Genomic DNA, 19,496 nt, shown 5'->3' on the forward strand with positions numbered 1-19,496 from the left:
CCGGTCGCACTTACGCCGCCTCCCCGCTCCCGCACGCGACGGGCGCGGTCGGGGCCTGCTGCTGCGACAGGTAGCGCAGCAGCTTGGTGACCATCCACACGACGATGCACGACAGCGCGACGAAGAACACCGCGAGCGGCGTCAGCACATGGATCGACACGAACCCGGCCAGCCCCATCATCGCGGACGACACGAGCAGCAGCGCGCAACCGAGGATCGCGCTCGTCAGGCCGGCGATATGCGGGAACAGCGAATTACCCTTGGCCATCAGCGTCGGGTACATCGCGCCCGCGCAGAAACCCATCACGAGCACCGGCGTCGCGAGCGTCCACACACGCAGCCCGACGGTCAGCGCGAGCACCAGCATCGCGACCGACGCCCCCGCCATCACGCGTGCGCCGATGCGCAGCCGTTGCTCGGCGCTCGGCAGCCCGGGCCCGTGAATCCGGTTCGACAGGCCGCCGAGGAAATACATCAGCCCGATGCCGAGCGCGAGATAGCCGAAGAAGGTCGGCGGCTTGTGCAGCGTGGTCTGCACCATGAACGGCCCGACGATGTTGAACACGAGCAGGATGCTGTAGCACAGCCCTTGGGCGAGGAAGCAGCTCTGGAACACCGGACTCGCCAGCACCTTGCCCGCATTCGCCATCAGCGTGCGCGGCTCGAGATGCACCGGTTTCGGCAGCGTTTCGCGGTAGTGCCACAGCAGCGCCCACATCACGAGCGAGTACACCAGCAGGAACACGAGGCACGCGCGCCAGCCGAACCATTCCTGCAGGTGCGCGCCGATCACCGGCGCGACGATCGGGGCGAGCCCCCACGCGATCGACATGTACGTGAACGCATGCATCAGCGCCTGGCCGGAGAACGAATCGGTGATGATCGCCTTCGCCAGCAGGTTGGTGGTCGCGATCCCGAAGCCCTGCAGGCAGCGCGCCAGCACGAACGTCTCCAGGTTCTGCGCACCGAGCGACAGCAGGCAGCCGATCGTGTAGATCACGAGCCCGAACGCGAGCACGCGCTTGCGCCCGTACGCGTCGGCGACGGGCCCGAAGATGAGCTGGCCGAGCGCATAGGCCGCCATGTAGCCCGACACGCTCGACTGGATCGCCTGCGGCGTGGTCGCGAACGAATGCGCCATGTCGGGCAGCGCGGGCACGTAGATGTCGATCGCGAGCTGGCCGGCGGACGCGAACAGGCAGATCAGGAAAAGCAGGAAACGCGGCGAATTCGATTCGCGCGCGGCAGTGGGCGTGGCATTCATGAAGACTGGGAAGGATCTCGGACAGCAGCGGCGCGGTCGCACGGTGTTCGAAAGGCGAACACGGGTGCGCCGTGGCGAATCCCGTATTGTGCCTGTTGTCGCATCGCGCGGCCGGATTCCCCTGGCAGGGACGAGGTTGAATGCCGATTGCGGGATGGCCGGCAATCCACTGTCGGCACGACAACGGCGGCCTCGCGCCGCTTTAATTCTGGTTTAAGCCGGCCCCCGCATAGTCGCCGATGGCTCTCTCCGCGAGCCGCACGATTCGTTCATTATTGCTTCGATCAGTCTTGTTTGATGGAGATATGAAGATGCGATTCCGTTCGTTCATGGCGGCGGGCACACTGGCACTCGCGCCCGTGTTCGCGCTGGCCGGGCAGACCGGCGCCGCCGGCGCCCAGCCGATATTCGTCAACGTCGACGGGCAGGCCGTGCCCGTGAAAGCCGAAACACGCGTGGTCCAGACGGCCGTCGGCCCGATGAAGGTCAGCACGTGGCGCTGGCAGAGCCCGCAAGGCGGCGCGCGCTTCGAGATGCAGACGTCGTCGTCGGGCGGCATGCCGCCGGCCGCGGCGCTGCGGCAGATACAGGCCGCGCAGTATCAGATGCAGGCGGCCCAGGCGCAGATGCTCGCCATGCAGCAGCAGATGATGGCGCTCCAGCACGTCGCGCTCGCCAACGCACTGGCGATGCCGATGCCGCAACCGGTCGGGTTAGCGATGGCGCCGTGGGCAATGCCCGAGCCGGTGCTCGTCATCGTGCCGGCGCAGCCGTCCGCGCGGTCGGTGGCGCCTGCGCCCGCACCGGAGGCGCCGGCCCGGCCGGCCGCGCGCGGACCTGAAATCAAGGCCTGACGCAACGTTGAGTCGCGCGCGAACGAGCGAGCGACTGGATCCGATACCGAAACCGCCGGCACATGCCGGCGGTTTTTTATTGCCGGTCGCGCGCGGCTCGAGCGTTTCCCGTCCCGGCGAACGAGCGCGCGCGGCCCGCCCCAACGCGGATCGAAACGCCGGCGCCTCCGTACTTTCCACCCATTGACACACCTCCCCGCCTTCCCTCTATACTCCCCGAAGCGTCGATAAATTGTTGAACAATCCCGCATCGGAATTGACGCCTGACCGGCCAACACAAAGGATTCCAGCCGGATCGTCGCACCTGCCCACTTCCCCGAGAGTACCGCGTCATGTCGAACTATCCCGCTGCCTACCAGGTCACCAAGGGCTCCGTCCTGAACGTCGACACTGCCTTCTATTCCGCGATCGCCCAACGCCAGGACGCGCGCGAACGCATCGAGTCGCATATCGTGCCGATCCGCAGCGGCTTCGCATGGACGGTCCCGGCCGGCCACGTGTTCCGCATCGTCACGCTGGAGGGGCCGCAGGTCGCCGACTTCAACATGTGGAATCTGCACAATCCGCGCGAACGCATGTGGGCGTCGCGCACCCGGCAATTGCAGGCCGCGCACGTGAGCACGTTCGACCGGCTCTGGTCGACACTGCCGTACCTGCGCCCGATGGCCACGATCACCGACGACACGCTTGCCGGCTATGGCGTCGACGGCGACGGCGGCCGCGTCCACGACCTGCTCGGCACACGCTGCGACCCGTACGTGAACAAGCTGCTGACCGGCGAGGATTTTCATTTCCACTGCCACTCGAACCTCGTGCGCGCCGTCGCGCCGTACGGGCTGACCGAATTCGACGTGCACGACGTGCTCAACGTGTTCCAGTGCACGGGCCTGAACAGCGACGACAAATACTTCATGAAGGCGTGCCCCGCGAAGCCGGGCGACTACCTCGAATTCTTCGCGGAAATCGACCTGCTGTGCGCGATGTCCACCTGCCCCGGCGGCGACCTGTCGGTGCCGATGTGGGGCCCCGACGCGCGCGACCCGATCGACGTGTGCCGGCCGCTCGGCGTCGAGGTCTACCGGCTCGCCCCGAGCCTGCTCGAAGGCTGGTCGCAGCCGTCGGTCGCGCCGTATCGCGGCCAGCACGGGATGCAGCCGCCGCAGGCAGACTGGCAGCGCGACAAGACGGCGTAACGCGCGCCGCAGCCCGTAGAATGGCGAAACACCGCCGGCCGCCACGCCGGCGGCGCACGATCAGGAGAGGAGCGAACGAACGGCATGGCAAGCGAAAAAGCGAGAGGACAGTCGGTCGCTGACCGAATCAGCCATCAACTGCGCGAGCACATCATCAGCGGCAAGTTGCCGCCCGGCACCGCGCTGATCGAAATGGACCTTGCCGCCGAATACGACACGTCGCGCAATTCGCTGCGCGAAGTGCTGCACCAGCTCGGCCGCGAAGGGCTCGTCACGTTCGTGCGGCACAAGGGCGTCGTCGTGCGCACGCTCAACCGCCAGGACGTGCGCGATCTCTACGTCGCGCGCCGCACGCTCGAACTGCATGCGCTGAACACCGCCGAACTCGCGCAGCCGGCGCTGCTCGAGAAAATGCAGGCCGCGATCCGGGCAGCCGAGCGCGAACTCGACAAGCAGAACTGGCAGGCCGTGGGCACGCACAGCCTGCGGTTTCATCAGCATATCGTCGCGCTGCAGAAATCGGCGCTGCTCGACGAGTTCTTCCGCACCATCTCGGCGCAGCTGCGCCTCGTCTTTGCTGCCGACCCCGACGAGCGGCGCGTACAGACACCCGACTGGATCCAGCGCGAATACCAGATCTACGACCTGCTCACGCAGAACCGTCGCAGCGAGGCCGTCACGACGCTGGCCCGCTATCTCGACGATTCCGAGCGGATGCTCGTCGAAGCGATCAAGCGCAGCCAGCGCGAGGCCGCGTGAGCATCGCGCGGCCGGTGCGCGCCGTCACGCGTGCTCGTCCTCCGGCAGCGCGTAACTGCCGTCTTCCCGGTGCGTTTCGAGGCCGGTCAGCGGCGGGTTGAACACGCACACGAGATGCAGATCGCCGCGCGTCGCGCGCAGGATATGCGGATCGTTCAGATTCAGCGCGTAGATCGTTCCGGGCGTGATCCGGTGTACGTCGCCCGTCGCCGTATCGACGACTTCCCCTTCCCCCGCCACGCAGTAGTTGGTTTCGAAATGGTTCTTGTAGTGCAGATGCAGTTCCGCGCCTTCGTGAACCCGTGTCTCGTGGACCGAGTAGCCGACGCCGTCCTGTTTGACGATCATGCGCTTGCTGTCCCAGCCCGGACCGCGTGCGTGGCGTTCGGTATTGGCGATATCGTCCGATCTTACGACAATCATGAGTTTTCCTTAATAGTGTCGATGAAATATGACAAGGCAGGCCTTGCCGCCGGAAAGCAGGTCATGCGGAATCGGCAAGCGCACGCTCGACCGCCGCGGCGATATCGAGCAGCCGCGCGTCCCTGCCGCGGCGCCCGGTGATCAGCAGGCCGACGGGCCGTCGATCGTGCAGGTCGCCGGGCAGGCTGATGCTCGGCAGGTCGAGCCGGTTCGCGAATTCGGTCAACCGGAACGCACGCCCGTTCTGTTCGAGGTACGCGGTTTCGTCGGCAAGATCGGTCATGCGCGGCGGCAGCATCGGCACCGTTGGCGTCAGCACCGCATCCGCATCGCCGAGTTCGGCATCGTAGGTGTCGGCCATTGCGGCGAGACGCAGCAGCGCGGCCGCATAATCGTGTGCGCGCACCTGCTCGCCCGCGGCAATGCGCGGTCCGACCAGCGGATCGTAGCGGTTCGCTGCCGTCGCGAGCCGCGCACGGTGCAGCATGAACGCTTCGGCCGCGATGATGCCGCCCGCACGGGCGACGGCGCCGGCCTCGGCCACACAGTCGAGCCGCTGGCGACGAATCCGCGCGCCGTGTGCGGCAAGCCGCGACAGCCACGCGTCGAATGCGCGCGCAACGACGGGATCGAGATCATCGGTCGCGAACGGCTCGGGCACGACGAAATCCAGATCGCGAACCCGCACCGGCGTGCGCGACGGCCGCCGTTCGTCACGACCGCACAGCACCGCGTCCGCACGACGGCACGGGTCGACCGTCGCGGCCAGCAGGCCCGGCACATCGAAGCGGGTCGACAGAAACTGCATGCCGCCGTCCGGATAACGTCCGCGCGACGGCTTGAATCCGGTCACGCCGCAGAATGCCGCCGGTATGCGTGCGGAGCCGCTCGTATCGGAACCCAGCGACAGATCGGCCGCACCGAGCGCGACCGACACGGCCGCGCCCGAACTCGATCCGCCGGCCACGCGCTCGCGCCGCGCATCGAGCGGTGTCGTCGGCGTCCCGTAAGCACGGTTCACGCCGAGCGCACCGTACGCGAACTCGGTCATCGCCGTCTGCGCGACCAGCACCGCGCCGGCACGACGCAATGCCGACACCGCCGTCGCGTCGACCGCGGCCGGCGGCGCGTCGGCGAGCACGCGCGAACCGGCATGCGTGATCCAGCCCGCGCAATCGAAGCAGGCCTTCACCGTCAGCACGACACCGGCCAGCGGCAAGCCGGCCGCACCGGCGCGCCGCGATGCATCGCACGCATGTGCATCGGCCATCGCTGCGGCGTCGCGGCGCGCGAGCCATGCCGTTTCGATGTCGTCGCGATACGCGTCGGCCTGCGCAAGACAGGCGCGCAGCCGGTCGACGCATGCGCGTTCGACCGCAGGGCCGTGCTGAAACTCCGCCGCATTCATTTCCGCTTCTCCCGGATCATTCGTCATGCGAAGTGAACGTGCTTCAGGAAGTCCTGCACGCGCTCGTCCGCGCTGCCGCGAATCCGTTCAGGCGGCACGTCGTAAAGAATCCGGCCGTTTTCCATGAATACGATGCGATCGGATACCTTGAACGCGAAGTTCATCTCGTGCGTGACGATGATCATCGTCATCCCCTCCTTCGCGAGCGTTTCGACGACCTTCAGCACTTCGCCGACGAGTTCGGGATCCAGCGCCGACGTCGGTTCGTCGAACAGCATGATCGACGGCCGCGTCGCGAGCGCGCGTGCAATGGCGACGCGCTGCTGCTGGCCGCCCGACAGCTGATGCGGGTACTTGTTCGCATGCTCCAGCATCCCGACCTTCGACAACAGCGACAGCGCCTGCAGCCGGATCGCCGCGTCGTCGCCCTGGCGGTGATAGCAAGGCGCCATCATCACGTTCTGCAGCGCGGTGCGATGCGGAAACAGGTTGAAGCTCTGGAACACCATGCCGATATCGAGAATGCGCTCGTGCGACACACGCGGCGGACGCGAACCCGGCGCCCGGATGAACGGCTCGCCGTACAGGTCGATCTCGCCCGCGTTCACCGGCGCAAGTCCGTTGATCGTGCGAATCAGCGACGTCTTGCCCGAGCCCGACGGGCCGATGATCGACACCACCTGCCCCGGCACGACGTCGAGATGGATGTCCTTCAGCACCTCGTGTCGCCCGTAGCGCTGCTGCACGCCCTTCATGCGCAGCGCGAATTCGGCGCTCGCGCGCGGCCTCGGCGCGACGGCCGGCGCCGACAGCGGCAGTTCGACGTGCGTATGGCCGGCCGGCGCGGGTGCGCGGCGGCTGACGTCGAGGTGCCGCTCGATATAGCCGAGCAGCCGGCTGAACACCGTGACGATCAACACGTAGTAGAACGCGACGGCCAGCATCGTTTCGAACACGAGGAAATTCTGCGTGTACAGCCGCTGCCCGACGAGCAGAATCTCGGCGAGCGAGATCACCGACACCAGCGACGTCAGCTTCACGATCGTGATGAACTCGTTCGCGAGCGCCGGTAACGCGATCCGGATCGCCTGCGGCATCACGATCATCCGCTGGATGCCGGTAAATCGGATGCCGAGCGCACGCCCCGCTTCGAGCTGCCCGCGCGGCACCGACAGGATCCCGCCGCGGTGGATCTCCGCGAAATACGCGGTCTCGCTCAGCACCATCGCGATCAGGCCGGCCGTGAACGGATCGGACAGGACCGCGCTGGTCGCCGGAAAGACCTGCGGCAAGTTGTAGATGAAGACCAGCAGCACGAGCAGCGGCAGGCTGCGGAAAAACCAGATGTAGACGGCCGCCGCCCGCTTCAACAGCGGCGTGTGCGATTGCCGCGCGAGCGCCAGCGGAAAGCCGAGCAGCACCCCGAGCACCCACGCCGCGACGCTGAGTTCGACGACCACGACGCAGGCGCGCCAGAAATCCTTGTCCCCCAACAACTGAAACGCATAGTGCCAATCGAACTGCATCGAAAACTCCTCGACCCCGCAGGGTGATGCCCCGCCCGGCGCGCAGCGTGCACGCCGGTGCGGGTATGCGCGCCGGCTCGGCACGCGATGATCGGGTCATGCGTACTTCGGGCCCCGCGGTGCGCCTACTTCGCGGTACCGAGTGCAGCGGCGACGTCGGCGGCCGTCGGCTCCTGCAGCCCGTATTTCTTCACGAGGCTGCCGTACTCGCCGCTGCGCCTTGCGTCGCTCAGCGCGCCCTCCAGCGCACCCAGCAGGCCGCTGTCGCCCTTCGTCACCCCGAGGCCGATCACGATCGGATACAGCAGGGTCGTCGAGCCGATCTCGACGCGCCCGCTCGTCTGCTTCGGGATCCCCTGAGCCACGGCCGCGTCCTCGATCTGGACGTCGACCGCCTTCGACATCAGCGCGGACGTCGCTTCAGGCGACGTCGGGAACTCGAGAATGGCGATCTCGCCGCGTCCGGTCGTCTTGCACGCATCCTGCGACAGCGCCCGCAGCTTCGGCGTCCACGATGCGCCCTTGATCGAGCCGACCCGCTTGCCGCACAGGTCCTGCGGCGTCCTGGGCACGAACGCGCTGCCCTTCGCGACCAGCGGCGATGCGCCCGTCTTCAGATACGGGACGAAATCGACCTGCTTCACGCGGTCGGGCGTCACGTACAGCGCGGACGCCACGATGTCGAAGCGGCGCGCCTTCATCCCGAGGATCAGATCCGGGAACCGCGTGTCGAGAAACACCGGTTCGAGATTCAGGTGGCGCGCCAGCATCCGCGAGAACTCGGCGTCGAAGCCGGCCGGCTTGCCGGCCTCCAGATACGCATAAGGCGGATAGGTGAGATCGGAGCCCACCAGCAACGTGCCGGGCCGCACGGTCTGCAGCGGAGCCGCCGCCGCGAACGAGCACGCGAGGGCCAGCGGCACGAGCGCGCCGCGAAGGAAATGGCGAAGCGGAAAATGAGCGGACATGGCAACACTCCTGGGTTGTTCGGCTCCCGCGCTGAAATGCCGCAACGCCTCCCGGACCCGCCGCATGGGGCTTCCCGGGATTTTTCGCCGAAAATTGTTGAACAATTTCGGCCGATTCTGACCAGTTCAAATTGAAATCTGAATCCGGGTATACGCGATAACCGATGCGACCGGACAGAAATCGCACGCGTGCGCAAACGCGGCCTGTCGGCACGGAGCACAGGTGCGGGGAAAGTGGAAAAAGGAGACGGGGAAACGCGGACGGATGTCTGCGAAGTACGACGCGCCGGCAACGCGGCGCGCGCGGCAAAGGATCAAGAGGCCGCTTTCATCGGCCGGTTTGGACAGTGTGGAGCCTGCTCACGGCCGCCGGACGCGAGCCGCATCACCGGCTGAAAAGCCGGCGGCGTTCGAACGCACGGCCGGCATGTTCGGCATGCCGGCCTGCACTCGAGCGACACGATTCCGTCAATACTGCGCCTGATCCGTCGGATTCCTGAACAGCTGCTTCATTTCCGCCGACAGCGGATAGTTGAGGCTCACGCCCTTCGGCGGAATCGGCTTCGTGAACCACTGATCGTAGAGCTTCTCGGCCGCGCCCGACGTCTGCATCTTCGCGATCACGTCGTCGACCACGTGCTTGAACGCCGGATCGTCCCTGCGCATCATGCACGCGTAGTTCTCGTGGACGAGCGGCGTGCCCGCCACCGTATACGCGCCCGGATTGCGGTCCTTCGCGATCTCGCCGTACAGCAGCGGCTCGTCCATCACGAACGCCACCGCACGCCCGGTCGTGACGTTCATGAACGCTTCGGCGTGATCCTTCGCGCTGATGATCGTCATGTTCATCCCCTTCTCTTCATTGAGCTTGCGCAGCAGGCGCTCGTCCGACGTGCCGGCGGTCGTCGCGACCGTCTTGCCGGCGAGGTCGGCGAAGTCCTTCACGCCGGAATCCTTGCGCGTGCTGAAGCGGATGCCATACAGAAAGATGCTGTTCGAGAACGCGGCCTGCTTCTGCCGTTCGAGCGTGTTCGTCGTCGATCCGCATTCGAAATCGATCGTCCCGTTCTGCAGCAGCGGAATCCGGTTCTGCGACGTGATCGGAATTTCCTTCACCGCGAGGTTCGGCAGGTTCAGTTCCGTCTTCAACTGGTCGATGATGCGCGACGCGATGTCGCGCGAATAGCCGATGTTCTTCTGCTGGTTGTCCGAATACGAGAACGGCACCGACGATTCGCGAATGCCGAGCGACACGACACCCGTGTCCTTGATCTTCTTCAGCGTGCCGGTGACGGCCTGTGCGTGCGCGGTTCCCGCCAGCGCACAGGACAGCGCGACGGCCAGCCAGCGTAAGCGGCGATCCATGCTTTTCTCCTGACGAAACGTTGATCGAGTGGCGATCGTACGCCCGACAAAATTCGCGTCGTATCAGGGAAAGCGTAAGCAACCTTCCAGTGCCGCCGTGGCCTGAAAGACGTTTGCGGTGCCGCGCAAACCGCGCTGGCGCCGCACGTGGTGCCCCACCGGCCTCGCGCGGCATCGACGCCGCCTTTCCTGGCACGCGTTTCAAACGCGCGTTCGTGCTGCGTCGCACCAACGTAATCGTTTGCGCCCCCCTCTTTTTTCTCGCGAAACGTCCTCAAGAAGCCGCCGCGCCGGCCGTTACCCAGTGCATGGCGCGTCGCAGCAACCTGGCTGCAACCGTCAGACAAAAAGACAAGGTCCGGCTCAGCCGGACCAGCGCCACCGCCGGCACGACGGTTATCTACGAGGATCATTTTCAACATGAGAGCCAAACGCTTCAATTTCGCGCTGGCGCGCACCGCACACGCGCGCATGCTCGCCGGCATGCTGTCCGCCGCCGCCCTGCTGCCCCTCGCCGGTTGCGGCGGAGGCGGCGGCGACGGCAGCAACCCGTCTTCGTCCAACGCGTCGCCGGCCCCGGCGCCCGCGCCGACCCCGACGCCCGCCCCCACCACGCCGACGAACCCGCCCGCGTCGTCGGGCAGCAATGCATGCGCGACGCAGCAGGCCGCCGTCCAGATGGCCGCGCAGACCGCCCCCGCCGAACCGCCGGTCGATCATCTGATCGTCCGGTTGAAGACGCTGACGGCCACGCGTGCGATGGCCGCCGTCGACAACGGGACACGCCTCGACGCGGTGATCCAGCGCTCGGTGACGCGCTGGACGGCGCCGGTCGCCGGCAGCGCACGCGCGTATGCGAGCACGGTCGGGCAAGCGCCGCTGAACGTGCAGGTCGAACGGACGGTGTCGAACGGCGCGGCCGTGCTGTCGCTCGGCCAGCGCATGGACGCCGCCGACGCCGCCGCGCTCGCGCAGGCATTCGCGGCCGATTCGGACGTCGACTACGCGGAACCGGATCACCCGATGCAGATCCGCGATACGCCGAGCGATCCGCTCTACAACCAGCAGTGGTATCTGTCCGACCCGACCGCCGGCATCGATCTGCCCCCCGCCTGGAACACGACCAAGGGTTCGCCGACCGTCGTCACGGCCGTGCTCGACACCGGCTACCGGCCGCATGCCGACCTCGTCGGTAACCTGCTGTCCGGCTACAGCTTCATCAGCGACGTCAACACCAGCAACAACGGCCAGGCGCGCGGCCCCGACGCATCCGACCCGGGCGACTGGGTCACGCAGCAGGAACTCGACAACACCAGCGGCCCGTTCTATCACTGCGCGAGCCAGCCGAGCGACAGCAGCTGGCACGGCACGCGCGTGATGGGCGTGATCGGCGCGACCGCCAACAACGGCACCGGCGTCGCCGGCGTGTCGTGGCTCGGCCAGATCCTGCCGGTGCGCGTGCTCGGCAAGTGCGGCGGCCGGACGAGCGATATCGCCGACGCGATGCGCTGGGCAGCCGGCATTCCGGTGAACGGCGTACCGAACAACGCGCGCCCCGCGAAGGTCATCAACCTGAGCCTCGGCGGTGTCGGCGCGTGCAGCACGACGTTCCAGCAGGCCATCGACGACGTGAACGCGAAGGGCGTGACCGTCATCGTCGCCGCCGGCAACGACGGCCTGTCGACCGGGCTCGACCAGCCCGCGAACTGCCGCGGCGTGATCAGCGTCGGCGCGACCGACACGACGGGCCGCCGCGCGTCGTTCAGCAACTTCGGGCCCAACGTCACGCTGAGCGCGCCGGGCGTCAACATCCTGTCGACGTCGAACAGCGGCACGACGACGCCGGGCTCGGACACCTACGGCCCCGCGAGCGGCACCAGCCTCGCGACGCCGCAGGTGACGGGGGTCGCCGCACTGATGCTGTCGGTGAACGGCAACCTCACGCCCGCGCAGATCCAGCAGAAGCTGCAAGGCGGCACGCGTGCGGCGAAGCTCGCGGCCGGCACGTCGTGCACCGCGATGCCGGCAGGTTCGGGCATCCTCGATGCGGGGGCCGCCGTCGCAGCGGTCAACTGAGTCGCCGCGACGCGGCGTCGACACGGCCGCGCGCATGCCGATACGGGCTGCGCGCGGCCGTTTTTTCGTTCGCACTCCGGCACGACGGCGCGCACGCGGCAACCCGGTTGCGTTTCTCGAAATAACGCCTGACAAAAGGGTTGACGCTTCGCACAGCGACCCATTACCATCGCTCCCGTCTAAACACATGGAGTGTTCTGTGAACACCGATGCGAGTTGTAGTTGGTGCTTGACCAACTCGACTGCTGCCTGAGGAATACGCGCAGAGCCTCGTCTTCTGCCGCATCCCGGGAAGCAGGATGCGGCGTCCTTCCGGCCTGACTACCGGCCCGATCTCCCGCCCGATTTTCGATATTGCCGAATGCACGCGACGCGTCGTCGCGCGCGTGCGTTCGTGTTGCGCGCGGCGTCAGCCGCGTGCGTACTCCGTTCGCGTGCCGTCCGGCCGCGCGCCTCGTTGCGCGCATCGCCGCCGATCGCCCGTGCCGATTATCCGCAACCGACAGGAATACTGATGAACTCAGACGACAGTAGTCGATTACCGCTCGCCGGTGCGACGCCGCGCATCGCCCCTCCGGCCGCACCGCACGCGCCGGCGAGCATTCCCGCCTTCACCGATCCACAGCCGATCGCGCCCGACGCGACGCGGCGGGAAGCGCTCGTGCGTCGATGACGTGACGGTCGCTCCCCGTGCGCCGCCTCGTGCGCAAGGAGCGACTCATGACGACACGACACAACACATCGCACAAGAAACAGCGCGGCTTCATCAAGGCCGGCGCCGGTACGCAGAACGACCCGCGCATCCTGCGCGCCGCGCTGGAAGCGGCCCGTCCGCTCGAGGACACGCTGAAGTCGCTGCACACCAGCACGCGCGGCCTCACGTACGACCAGGCCGCCGACCGCCTGCAGCACCACGGCCCGAACGAAATCGCGCACGACAAGCCGCCGCACTGGACCCGCCAGTTGCTGCTGTCGTTCCACAACCCGTTCGTCTACGTGCTGCTGGTGCTGGCCGCCATCAGCTTCTTCACCGACGTCTACTTCGCGGCGCCCGACGATCGCGACTACGTCGGCATGACGATCCTGCTGACGATGGTCACGATCAGCGCACTGCTGCGCTTCGTGCAGGAATTCCGTTCGCTGCGCGCGGCCGAGAAGCTGAAGGCGATGGTCCGCACCACCGCCACCGTGCAGCGCGCGGTGACCGACACGTCCGAACCGGCCCGCCGCGAAGTGCCGATGCGCGAAGTCGTGACCGGCGACATCGTGCACCTGTCGGCCGGCGACATGATCCCGGCGGACGTGCGCCTGCTCGCTTCGCGCGACCTGTTCATCAGCCAGGCCGTGCTGACCGGCGAGGCGTTGCCGGTCGAGAAGTACGACACGCTCGGCGCGGTCGCCGGCAAATCCGCCGGCACGGGCACGGCCGATGCGGCAGGTGCGGCCGATGCGGCGACCGACGCGCCGGCATCGCTGCTCGACCTCGAAAACGTCTGCTTCATGGGCACCAACGTCGTCAGCGGCACGGCGACGGCCGTCGTCGTCGCGACCGGCGAGGACACCTACTTCGGCTCGCTCGCGCGCAACGTCGTGAGCCACAAGCGCATCGAGACGAGCTTCGATCGCGGCGTCTCGAGCGTGAGCTGGCTGCTGATCAAGTTCATGTTCGTGATGGTGCCGATCGTGTTCATGATCAACGGGCTGACCAAGGGCGACTGGCTGAGCGCACTCACGTTCGCGCTCGCGGTGGCCGTGGGTCTCACGCCGGAAATGCTGCCGATGATCGTCAGCGCGAACCTCGCGCGCGGCGCGGTCGCGATGGCGCGCCGCAAGGTCGTCGTCAAGCGGCTGAACTCGGTGCAGAACTTCGGCGCGATGGACGTGCTGTGCACCGACAAGACCGGCACGCTCACGCAGGACAAGATCATCCTCGAACATCACCTCGACCTGTCGGGCTACAAGGACGAGGAGATCCTGCGGCTCGGCTGGCTGAACAGCTTCCACCAGAGCGGCCAGAAGAACCTGATCGACATCGCGGTCGTCGCGCGTGCCGACGAAATCGGCGAGCGCGTGAAGCCGCAGGGCTACAAGAAGATCGACGAGCTGCCGTTCGACTTCGTGCGGCGCCGCCTGTCGGTCGTCGTCGAGGACACGCGCGGCACGCACCTGCTGATCTGCAAGGGCGCGGTCGAGGAGATGCTGGCCGTCTCCACGCACGTGCAGGACGAAAACGGCGTGCGTCCGCTCGATTTCGTCGCGCGCAAGCGGCTGCTCGAACAGGCCGGCGCGTACAACCAGGACGGCTTCCGCGTGCTCGTGCTCGCGACGCGCACGATCCCGCGCGGCGACGAGCGCCAGCAATACCGCACCGCCGACGAACGCGACCTCGTCGTGCGCGGCTTCCTGACCTTCCTCGATCCGCCGAAGGAATCGGCCGCACCGGCGCTCGCCGCGCTGCGCGAGAACGGCGTCGCGGTGAAGGTGCTGACGGGCGACAACCCGATCGTCACGATGAAGGTCTGCCGCCAGGTCGGTCTCGAACCCGGCAAGCCGATGCTCGGCACGGAAATCGAGGCGCTCGACGACGCGACGCTCGCGGAGGTCGTCGAACGCACGACCGTGTTCGCGAAGCTCACGCCGCTGCAGAAGGCGCGCATCGTCAAGGCGCTGCAGGCGAACGGCCACACGGTCGGCTTCCTCGGCGACGGCATCAACGATGCGCCCGCGCTGCGCGACGCCGACGTCGGCATCTCGGTCGACAGCGGCGCCGACATCGCGAAGGAAACGGCCGACATCATCCTGCTCGAAAAGAGCCTGATGGTGCTCGAGGAAGGCGTGATCAAGGGCCGCGAGACGTTCGGCAACATCCTGAAGTACCTGAACATGACCGCGAGTTCGAACTTCGGCAACGTGTTCTCGGTGCTCGTCGCCAGCGCGTTCCTGCCGTGGGAGCCGATGCTCGCGACGCAGCTGCTCGTGCTGAACCTGATCTACGACACGTCGCAGATGCTGCTGCCGTGGGACAAGATGGACCCCGAGTTCCTGAAGAAGCCGCGCAAGTGGGAAGCCGGCAACATCAGCCGCTTCATGCTGTGGGTCGGGCCGACGTCGTCGGTGTTCGACATCACGACGTACATCCTGATGTGGACGGTATTCGGCGCGGGGGCGATGTATCACCTGAACGGCGGCACCGGCGGCCAGGTCGTGATGAACTCGGGCTGGTTCATCGAGAGCCTCGTGTCGCAGACGCTCGTCGTGCACCTGCTGCGCACGCAGAAGATTCCGTTCCTGCAGAGCACGGCCGCGCTGCCGGTGCTGTTGTCGACGTTCACCGCGATCGCGATCGGCTGCTGGCTGCCGTTCTCGCCGTTCGCGCAATCGCTCGGCTTCATCCATCTGCCGAACACGTTCTGGCTGTGGCTCGCGGCGACGATGGTCGGCTACATCCTGCTCGCGCAGATCGTCAAGACGATCTACGTGCGCCGCTACAAGCAGTGGTTCTGAACCGCTTCGCCTGACGGCCTGCCGGCCCGCGCTCGCTGCGTGGGCCGGCAGATTCGCAACGCATCCCGGATGACATCATGAAAAGAATGCTTCCGCTCGCCGCCGCGAGCGCCCTCCTCGCGCCGTTCGACGCGTTCGCCGCCCATCCGCTCGTCAGCGACGACACGGGCACGCAGGGCAACGCGAACTGGCAGTTCGAGTTCAACGCCGAGGAAACCTCGAAACAGCCGGAAAACGGCCGCCACCAGCTGTGGAACGCGACGCTCACACGCGGGTTCGGCGAGCACGTCGATCTCTACGTGAACGCGCCGTACACGCATCTGCAAACCCGCACCGACGAGAACGGCGCGGGGGTCGGCGACGTCGAGATCGGCATGAAATGGCGGTTCGTCGAGCGCGGCCCGCTGTCGGTCGCGCTGAAGCCGAAACTGACGACGCCGACCGGCAACGACCGGCGCGGGCTCGGCACCGGCCGCGTGGGCGGCGGCGCGACGCTGCTCGCGCAGCTCGACGTCGCACGGTTTTCGTTTCTCGCGAATGCGGGCATCACGTACCAGCCGAATCGCCAGGGCGACCTGACGTCGATCTGGGCCGTGTCGGGCGCGGCGATCTACAAGGCGACCGATACGCTGCAGATCGTGGCCGACATCGGCACGTCGCGCAACACGGAAAGCGGCGCCGGCGCGAATCCGGCCTTCGTGATCGCGGGCGCGATCTATTCGCCGAAGCCGTGGCTCGATCTCGACATCGGCTACCGCCGCGGGCTGAACGACCAGACCTACGATCATTCGGTGATGGGTGGTGTGACGATGCGGTGGTGACGCCGCAGGTCACGCATCCGGCGTCGCCTGTCGAGTCATGCATCGCAGCGCAAGACGACGAGCCGCTTCGAGCGGCTCGTTTTTTATCGCGCGTCGTTCGCGCCGAACAACTGCGCGCACAGCACGCGCCCTTCGGCGGTGAGCGCGGCGCTGCCGCTGCCGTCCTCGTTCAGCGTCGTCGCGCTCAGGCCGGCGGCGTCGAGCTGCGTCAGCACGCGGCGCAGCGTGCTCATCGGCAATTGCGTGCGCTTCGCGATCTTCGGCAGCGACCACGGCTTGCCGGCCGGATCGCCCGCGGCGTCGTTCAGCGTTGCAAGCGTCGCAACGAGTGCGGGATCGAGCGGGGCGTCGTCGGATTCTGAAGTCATGAGTGACGGTGGATGAGCGAGACTGGGTACTTTCGTTCAGGTGTCCGGCGCGCGATCATCGGGCAACCGCCGCCGGCCGGGGACACTATACCGCTTCGTCCGTCATGCGCTCCTGATCGCGGCACGCATGAACGACACGAAGCGTGTGGTGACGGGATCGTCGCGGTCCGACAGCCACGCGAGCCCGACGCGCCACTTCGCGTCCTTGCCGTCGAGCGACAGGACCGTCGCGTCACGCAGCAGATATTGCGCACGCGACGGAATGAACGCGACGCCCGCGCCGGCCGCGACCGAGGCGAGCACCGACTGCACGTCTTCGGCCTGCTGCGTCACGCGCGGCACGAAGCGGCGTTCGACGCACCACCGGTCGACCTGCGCGGCCAACCCTTGCCCGCGTGCGCGCTGCAACGCGATGAAGCCGATCTCGTTGAGCGTGCCGAGATCGGCCGGTACGCGTTTCAGGCCGAGCTGGGGCGGCACCGCCAGCGCCAGCGCCTCGTCGATCACCTTGAACGACGACAGTCCTTCGTCCGACGGCAGCCGCAGGAATCCCGCGTCGAGCGTGCCCGCGCGCAACCGCCGCGTCTGCTCCGCGGACGACAAGTCGCTCAGCGTGACGGCAATGCCGGGATTGCGGCTGCGGAATTCCGCGACGAGCCGCGGCGCGAGCGTCAGCACCGACAGGCAGATGCCCAGCCGCAGATGGCCACGCTGCCCGCTCGACAGCTCACGCGCACGCGCGAGCATCTCGTCGGCATCGCGCACGAGCGCCTGCGCGTCGGGCAGAAAGCGCTCGCCGAACGGCGTCAGCTCCGCGCCGTGCCGGCCGCGCTCGAAGAGCTTGCCGCCCAGGCTCGATTCGAGTGCGCCGATCTGCTTGCTCAGTGCCGGCTGGCTCATGTGCAGCGCATCGGCCGCCCGGCTGAAATGGCACAGCTCGGTGACGGTCAGGAACGTTCGCAGCAGCTTCAATTCCATTCTTAAAAGGAATCGTAACAATCGAAACATTCATTTTACCGATCGAACGCTATGAAGTTCAATACGGACATGCCCTCCCTGGAATCGATCGTCATGTCCCTTCTTCCCTTCTGCGAAGCGCCGCCCGACGACACCGCGTGCGCGCCGGCCGCGATCGACGAATGCACCGCAACGCCGAAACGGCGTGCGGAGCGGGTCGAACGGACCGGCCGCGCTGACGGTCGCGGCCGCCGCTTTCGTTTCGGCGATGCCGTCGATGCGATGAGCGCGACGAGCGATGCACCGCCGCGCCCCGTGACCGGTTCGATCGCGATCAGTTTCGCGGTGGTGTCGCGGCGGAACTGGCCGCGTTGAGCGTCAGCGCGATCGGTCCACGAGCGCGCCGCACACCGTGTCACAAACGGCGCGCCTTCGAGCGCGCGCGCCGCTCCGATCGCCGCCCAGCACCGCCGGCACTCACCGCCCCCCCGTCGTTTCCCGCCTTCAAACGTCATCGCCCCGCGATCGACCGTATAATTTTCCGCATCCCGCTGATCGCCCACGCATTCCACGCAGCCTCACCGCGCGTGAAAAGGAGACTTTCGCTTGACCGGCCTCATCGCGCGCCTGCCATTCGCCCGGACCACCGTGCTCGTCGCCCTGTCGATGCTGATGCTCGCATTCTCGACGCACGCATCGTCCACGCCACGCAACCCGCCGCCGCGCGCAGCGCATGCTCATGCGCCGGCGAAGGCGGTCAAGAAATCCGTCAGGAAGAAGCCGGCCCGGCGCAACAAGAAGGCCGTCAAGCATCGCCGCCCGCGCGTGAAGCATCACGCGGTCAAGCGCCACGCGGCGCCGGCCCCGCAGCCTCGTCGCGGCAAGCGCACGCAGGCGGTGCGCCCGCGCCCGGCCGGCAAGCCGCGCCTGATGGCGAGCTGCGGCTACGGCCCGCGCGCGGTCAACGCACTCCATTCACGCGCCGCCTACGTGCTCGACGTCGACTCCGGCACGCCGCTGCTGGCCCGCAACGCCCGCACCGTGCGGCCGATCGCGTCGATTTCGAAACTGATGACGGCCGTCGTCGCGCGCGATGCCGACCGTCCGCTGAACGGCGTGCTGCGCGTCACCGCGCGCGACCGCGACACGATCAAGTTCACCGGCTCGCGCCTGCGGGTCGGCGCCGAGCTGTCGCGCCGCGAGATGTTCCATATCGCGCTGATGTCGTCGGAAAACCGCGCGGCCGCCGCGCTCAGCCGCGACTATCCGGGCGGACGCGCCGCGTTCGTCAGCGCGATGAACCGCGAAGCGCGCCGGCTCGGCATGCGTCATACGCACTTCCGCGAGCCCACCGGGCTGTCGCCGCACAACGTGTCGACGGCCGAGGACCTCGCGAAGCTCGTCGGCGCGGCGGCGCAGGACCCGCTGATTCGCTATTTCTCGACGGATACGTCGACCACCGTGCGCCCGGGCGACGGCGAGCTGCTGTACGTGAATTCCGATCCGCTCGTGCGCTACCGCCGCCTGCCGATCCGCCTGCAGAAGACCGGCTTCATCAACGAGTCGGGGCACGGCGTCGTGATGCGCATGCGTGTCAAGGGCCGCCGCGAGACGATCGTGCTGCTCGGTGCGCCGACGCGTGCGGGCGTGTCGAGCGACGCACTCAAGATCCATCGCTGGCTGTCCTGCTCGATCCAGTGAGTGTGCAGGGGCGGCCGGCACGCTCACCCCACGGAGCGATGCGATGCACGATGAATACCGCTTCAACGCATTTGGCCGGCTGCTCGCCGTCGTGCGCAACAACGGCCGCTGGCACGTGTTCGATCTCGGCGCCGACGGCAAGCGCCGCCCGGCCAACCTGCTCATTCCGTCCGAACTCGCCGCGGACGAGCTCGCGCAATACCTCGGCGACCTGCTCCACGAAAACGCAACGCCGCGCTACGGCGAAGTCGTCCCGGTCCCGCGCCGCAGCACGTAACCGCCGCACCGCGACACCCCGCCCCGGCGATC

Annotated in this window: 17 protein-coding genes; 8 read left to right on the forward strand and 9 right to left on the reverse strand. The window is 67.3% G+C overall.

Annotation, left to right across the window (positions count from 1 at the left end):
- Positions 1-10: 10 nt before the first annotated feature.
- Positions 11-1,264: a multidrug effflux MFS transporter gene (locus WJ16_RS27490; protein ID WP_069260169.1), complete on the reverse strand. Its 1,254-nt coding sequence runs from the start codon at positions 1,262-1,264 to the stop codon at positions 11-13.
- Between the two features lie 311 nt (positions 1,265-1,575).
- Here WJ16_RS27490 and WJ16_RS27495 point away from each other — a divergent pair, with 311 nt between their 5' ends.
- From WJ16_RS27495 to WJ16_RS27505, 3 genes are all read left to right on the forward strand, one after another.
- Positions 1,576-2,118, forward strand: coding sequence for a hypothetical protein (locus tag WJ16_RS27495; RefSeq protein WP_069261168.1), 543 nt, complete (start codon positions 1,576-1,578; stop codon positions 2,116-2,118).
- Positions 2,119-2,450: 332 nt separating this feature from the next.
- Complete coding sequence (locus WJ16_RS27500) at positions 2,451-3,311, forward strand: urea carboxylase-associated family protein (protein ID WP_069260170.1); 861 nt, start codon at positions 2,451-2,453, stop codon at positions 3,309-3,311.
- 84 nt (positions 3,312-3,395) lie between these two features.
- On the forward strand, positions 3,396-4,070 hold the full coding sequence (locus tag WJ16_RS27505) for a GntR family transcriptional regulator (protein WP_069260171.1): 675 nt from the start codon (positions 3,396-3,398) through the stop codon (positions 4,068-4,070).
- Between the two features lie 24 nt (positions 4,071-4,094).
- On the opposite strand, the gene WJ16_RS27510 is transcribed toward WJ16_RS27505, so the two are convergent.
- The 5 genes from WJ16_RS27510 to WJ16_RS27530 form a co-directional block, all read right to left on the reverse strand.
- On the reverse strand, positions 4,095-4,493 hold the full coding sequence (locus WJ16_RS27510; protein WP_069260172.1) for an ectoine synthase: 399 nt from the start codon (positions 4,491-4,493) through the stop codon (positions 4,095-4,097).
- A gap of 61 nt (positions 4,494-4,554) precedes the next feature.
- The gene (locus WJ16_RS27515; RefSeq protein ID WP_069261169.1) at positions 4,555-5,901 is read right to left on the reverse strand and encodes an amidase family protein; all 1,347 of its coding nucleotides are present in this window, start codon (positions 5,899-5,901) and stop codon (positions 4,555-4,557) included.
- Positions 5,902-5,924: 23 nt separating this feature from the next.
- Positions 5,925-7,427 (reverse strand): amino acid ABC transporter permease/ATP-binding protein, encoded by a 1,503-nt coding sequence (locus WJ16_RS27520; protein ID WP_069260173.1) that lies wholly within the window; start codon positions 7,425-7,427, stop codon positions 5,925-5,927.
- A gap of 125 nt (positions 7,428-7,552) precedes the next feature.
- The gene (locus WJ16_RS27525; protein ID WP_069260174.1) at positions 7,553-8,395 is read right to left on the reverse strand and encodes a transporter substrate-binding domain-containing protein; all 843 of its coding nucleotides are present in this window, start codon (positions 8,393-8,395) and stop codon (positions 7,553-7,555) included.
- 468 nt (positions 8,396-8,863) lie between these two features.
- Positions 8,864-9,760 (reverse strand): glutamate/aspartate ABC transporter substrate-binding protein, encoded by an 897-nt coding sequence (locus tag WJ16_RS27530; protein ID WP_069260175.1) that lies wholly within the window; start codon positions 9,758-9,760, stop codon positions 8,864-8,866.
- Positions 9,761-10,180: 420 nt separating this feature from the next.
- Here WJ16_RS27530 and WJ16_RS27535 point away from each other — a divergent pair, with 420 nt between their 5' ends.
- The 3 genes from WJ16_RS27535 (at position 10,181) to WJ16_RS27545 (ending at position 16,161) form a co-directional block, all read left to right on the forward strand.
- Positions 10,181-11,836, forward strand: a complete 1,656-nt coding sequence (locus WJ16_RS27535) for a S8 family peptidase (RefSeq protein WP_069260176.1) — start codon at positions 10,181-10,183, stop codon at positions 11,834-11,836.
- A 720-nt stretch (positions 11,837-12,556) separates the two neighbouring features.
- Positions 12,557-15,340 (forward strand): magnesium-translocating P-type ATPase, encoded by a 2,784-nt coding sequence (gene mgtA, locus WJ16_RS27540; protein WP_076606051.1) that lies wholly within the window; start codon positions 12,557-12,559, stop codon positions 15,338-15,340.
- 77 nt (positions 15,341-15,417) lie between these two features.
- A complete protein-coding gene (locus tag WJ16_RS27545) occupies positions 15,418-16,161 on the forward strand; it encodes a transporter (protein ID WP_069260177.1) in 744 nt (247 codons plus the stop codon).
- A gap of 83 nt (positions 16,162-16,244) precedes the next feature.
- On the opposite strand, the gene WJ16_RS27550 is transcribed toward WJ16_RS27545, so the two are convergent.
- From WJ16_RS27550 to WJ16_RS35970, 3 genes are all read right to left on the reverse strand, one after another.
- Complete coding sequence (locus tag WJ16_RS27550) at positions 16,245-16,529, reverse strand: transcriptional regulator (protein WP_069260178.1); 285 nt, start codon at positions 16,527-16,529, stop codon at positions 16,245-16,247.
- Positions 16,530-16,631: 102 nt separating this feature from the next.
- Positions 16,632-17,507: a LysR family transcriptional regulator gene (locus WJ16_RS27555; RefSeq protein WP_069260179.1), complete on the reverse strand. Its 876-nt coding sequence runs from the start codon at positions 17,505-17,507 to the stop codon at positions 16,632-16,634.
- Between the two features lie 35 nt (positions 17,508-17,542).
- On the reverse strand, positions 17,543-18,001 hold the full coding sequence (locus tag WJ16_RS35970; protein WP_157126870.1) for a hypothetical protein: 459 nt from the start codon (positions 17,999-18,001) through the stop codon (positions 17,543-17,545).
- A gap of 91 nt (positions 18,002-18,092) precedes the next feature.
- On the opposite strand from WJ16_RS35970, the gene WJ16_RS27565 reads away from it, so the two are divergent.
- Both WJ16_RS27565 and WJ16_RS27570 read left to right on the forward strand, forming a co-directional pair.
- A complete protein-coding gene (locus tag WJ16_RS27565; RefSeq protein ID WP_069260181.1) occupies positions 18,093-19,187 on the forward strand; it encodes a serine hydrolase in 1,095 nt (364 codons plus the stop codon).
- 43 nt (positions 19,188-19,230) lie between these two features.
- Entirely contained in the window at positions 19,231-19,464 is a 234-nt protein-coding gene (locus WJ16_RS27570) for a DUF7661 family protein (protein ID WP_069260182.1), read from the forward strand.
- Positions 19,465-19,496: the final 32 nt, after the last annotated feature.

The sequence above is a fragment of the Burkholderia metallica genome, from assembly GCF_001718555.1.
Taxonomy (GTDB): domain Bacteria; phylum Pseudomonadota; class Gammaproteobacteria; order Burkholderiales; family Burkholderiaceae; genus Burkholderia; species Burkholderia metallica.

What these genes read in the sequence shown, in the direction of transcription:
- WJ16_RS27515 (WP_069261169.1), bottom strand. Translation starts at nt 5,901, where the DNA reads ATGAATGCGGCGGAGTTTCAGCACGGCCCTGCGGTCGAACGCGCATGC.
- mgtA (WP_076606051.1), top strand. Translation starts at nt 12,557, where the DNA reads ATGACGACACGACACAACACATCGCACAAGAAACAGCGCGGCTTCATC.
- WJ16_RS35970 (WP_157126870.1), bottom strand. Translation starts at nt 18,001, where the DNA reads ATGACGTTTGAAGGCGGGAAACGACGGGGGGGCGGTGAGTGCCGGCGG.
- WJ16_RS27510 (WP_069260172.1), bottom strand. Translation starts at nt 4,493, where the DNA reads ATGATTGTCGTAAGATCGGACGATATCGCCAATACCGAACGCCACGCA.
- WJ16_RS27535 (WP_069260176.1), top strand. Translation starts at nt 10,181, where the DNA reads ATGAGAGCCAAACGCTTCAATTTCGCGCTGGCGCGCACCGCACACGCG.
- WJ16_RS27545 (WP_069260177.1), top strand. Translation starts at nt 15,418, where the DNA reads ATGAAAAGAATGCTTCCGCTCGCCGCCGCGAGCGCCCTCCTCGCGCCG.
- WJ16_RS27520 (WP_069260173.1), bottom strand. Translation starts at nt 7,427, where the DNA reads ATGCAGTTCGATTGGCACTATGCGTTTCAGTTGTTGGGGGACAAGGAT.
- WJ16_RS27570 (WP_069260182.1), top strand. Translation starts at nt 19,231, where the DNA reads ATGCACGATGAATACCGCTTCAACGCATTTGGCCGGCTGCTCGCCGTC.
- WJ16_RS27495 (WP_069261168.1), top strand. Translation starts at nt 1,576, where the DNA reads ATGCGATTCCGTTCGTTCATGGCGGCGGGCACACTGGCACTCGCGCCC.
- WJ16_RS27505 (WP_069260171.1), top strand. Translation starts at nt 3,396, where the DNA reads ATGGCAAGCGAAAAAGCGAGAGGACAGTCGGTCGCTGACCGAATCAGC.
- WJ16_RS27530 (WP_069260175.1), bottom strand. Translation starts at nt 9,760, where the DNA reads ATGGATCGCCGCTTACGCTGGCTGGCCGTCGCGCTGTCCTGTGCGCTG.
- WJ16_RS27500 (WP_069260170.1), top strand. Translation starts at nt 2,451, where the DNA reads ATGTCGAACTATCCCGCTGCCTACCAGGTCACCAAGGGCTCCGTCCTG.
- WJ16_RS27490 (WP_069260169.1), bottom strand. Translation starts at nt 1,264, where the DNA reads ATGAATGCCACGCCCACTGCCGCGCGCGAATCGAATTCGCCGCGTTTC.
- WJ16_RS27525 (WP_069260174.1), bottom strand. Translation starts at nt 8,395, where the DNA reads ATGTCCGCTCATTTTCCGCTTCGCCATTTCCTTCGCGGCGCGCTCGTG.
- WJ16_RS27555 (WP_069260179.1), bottom strand. Translation starts at nt 17,507, where the DNA reads ATGGAATTGAAGCTGCTGCGAACGTTCCTGACCGTCACCGAGCTGTGC.
- WJ16_RS27550 (WP_069260178.1), bottom strand. Translation starts at nt 16,529, where the DNA reads ATGACTTCAGAATCCGACGACGCCCCGCTCGATCCCGCACTCGTTGCG.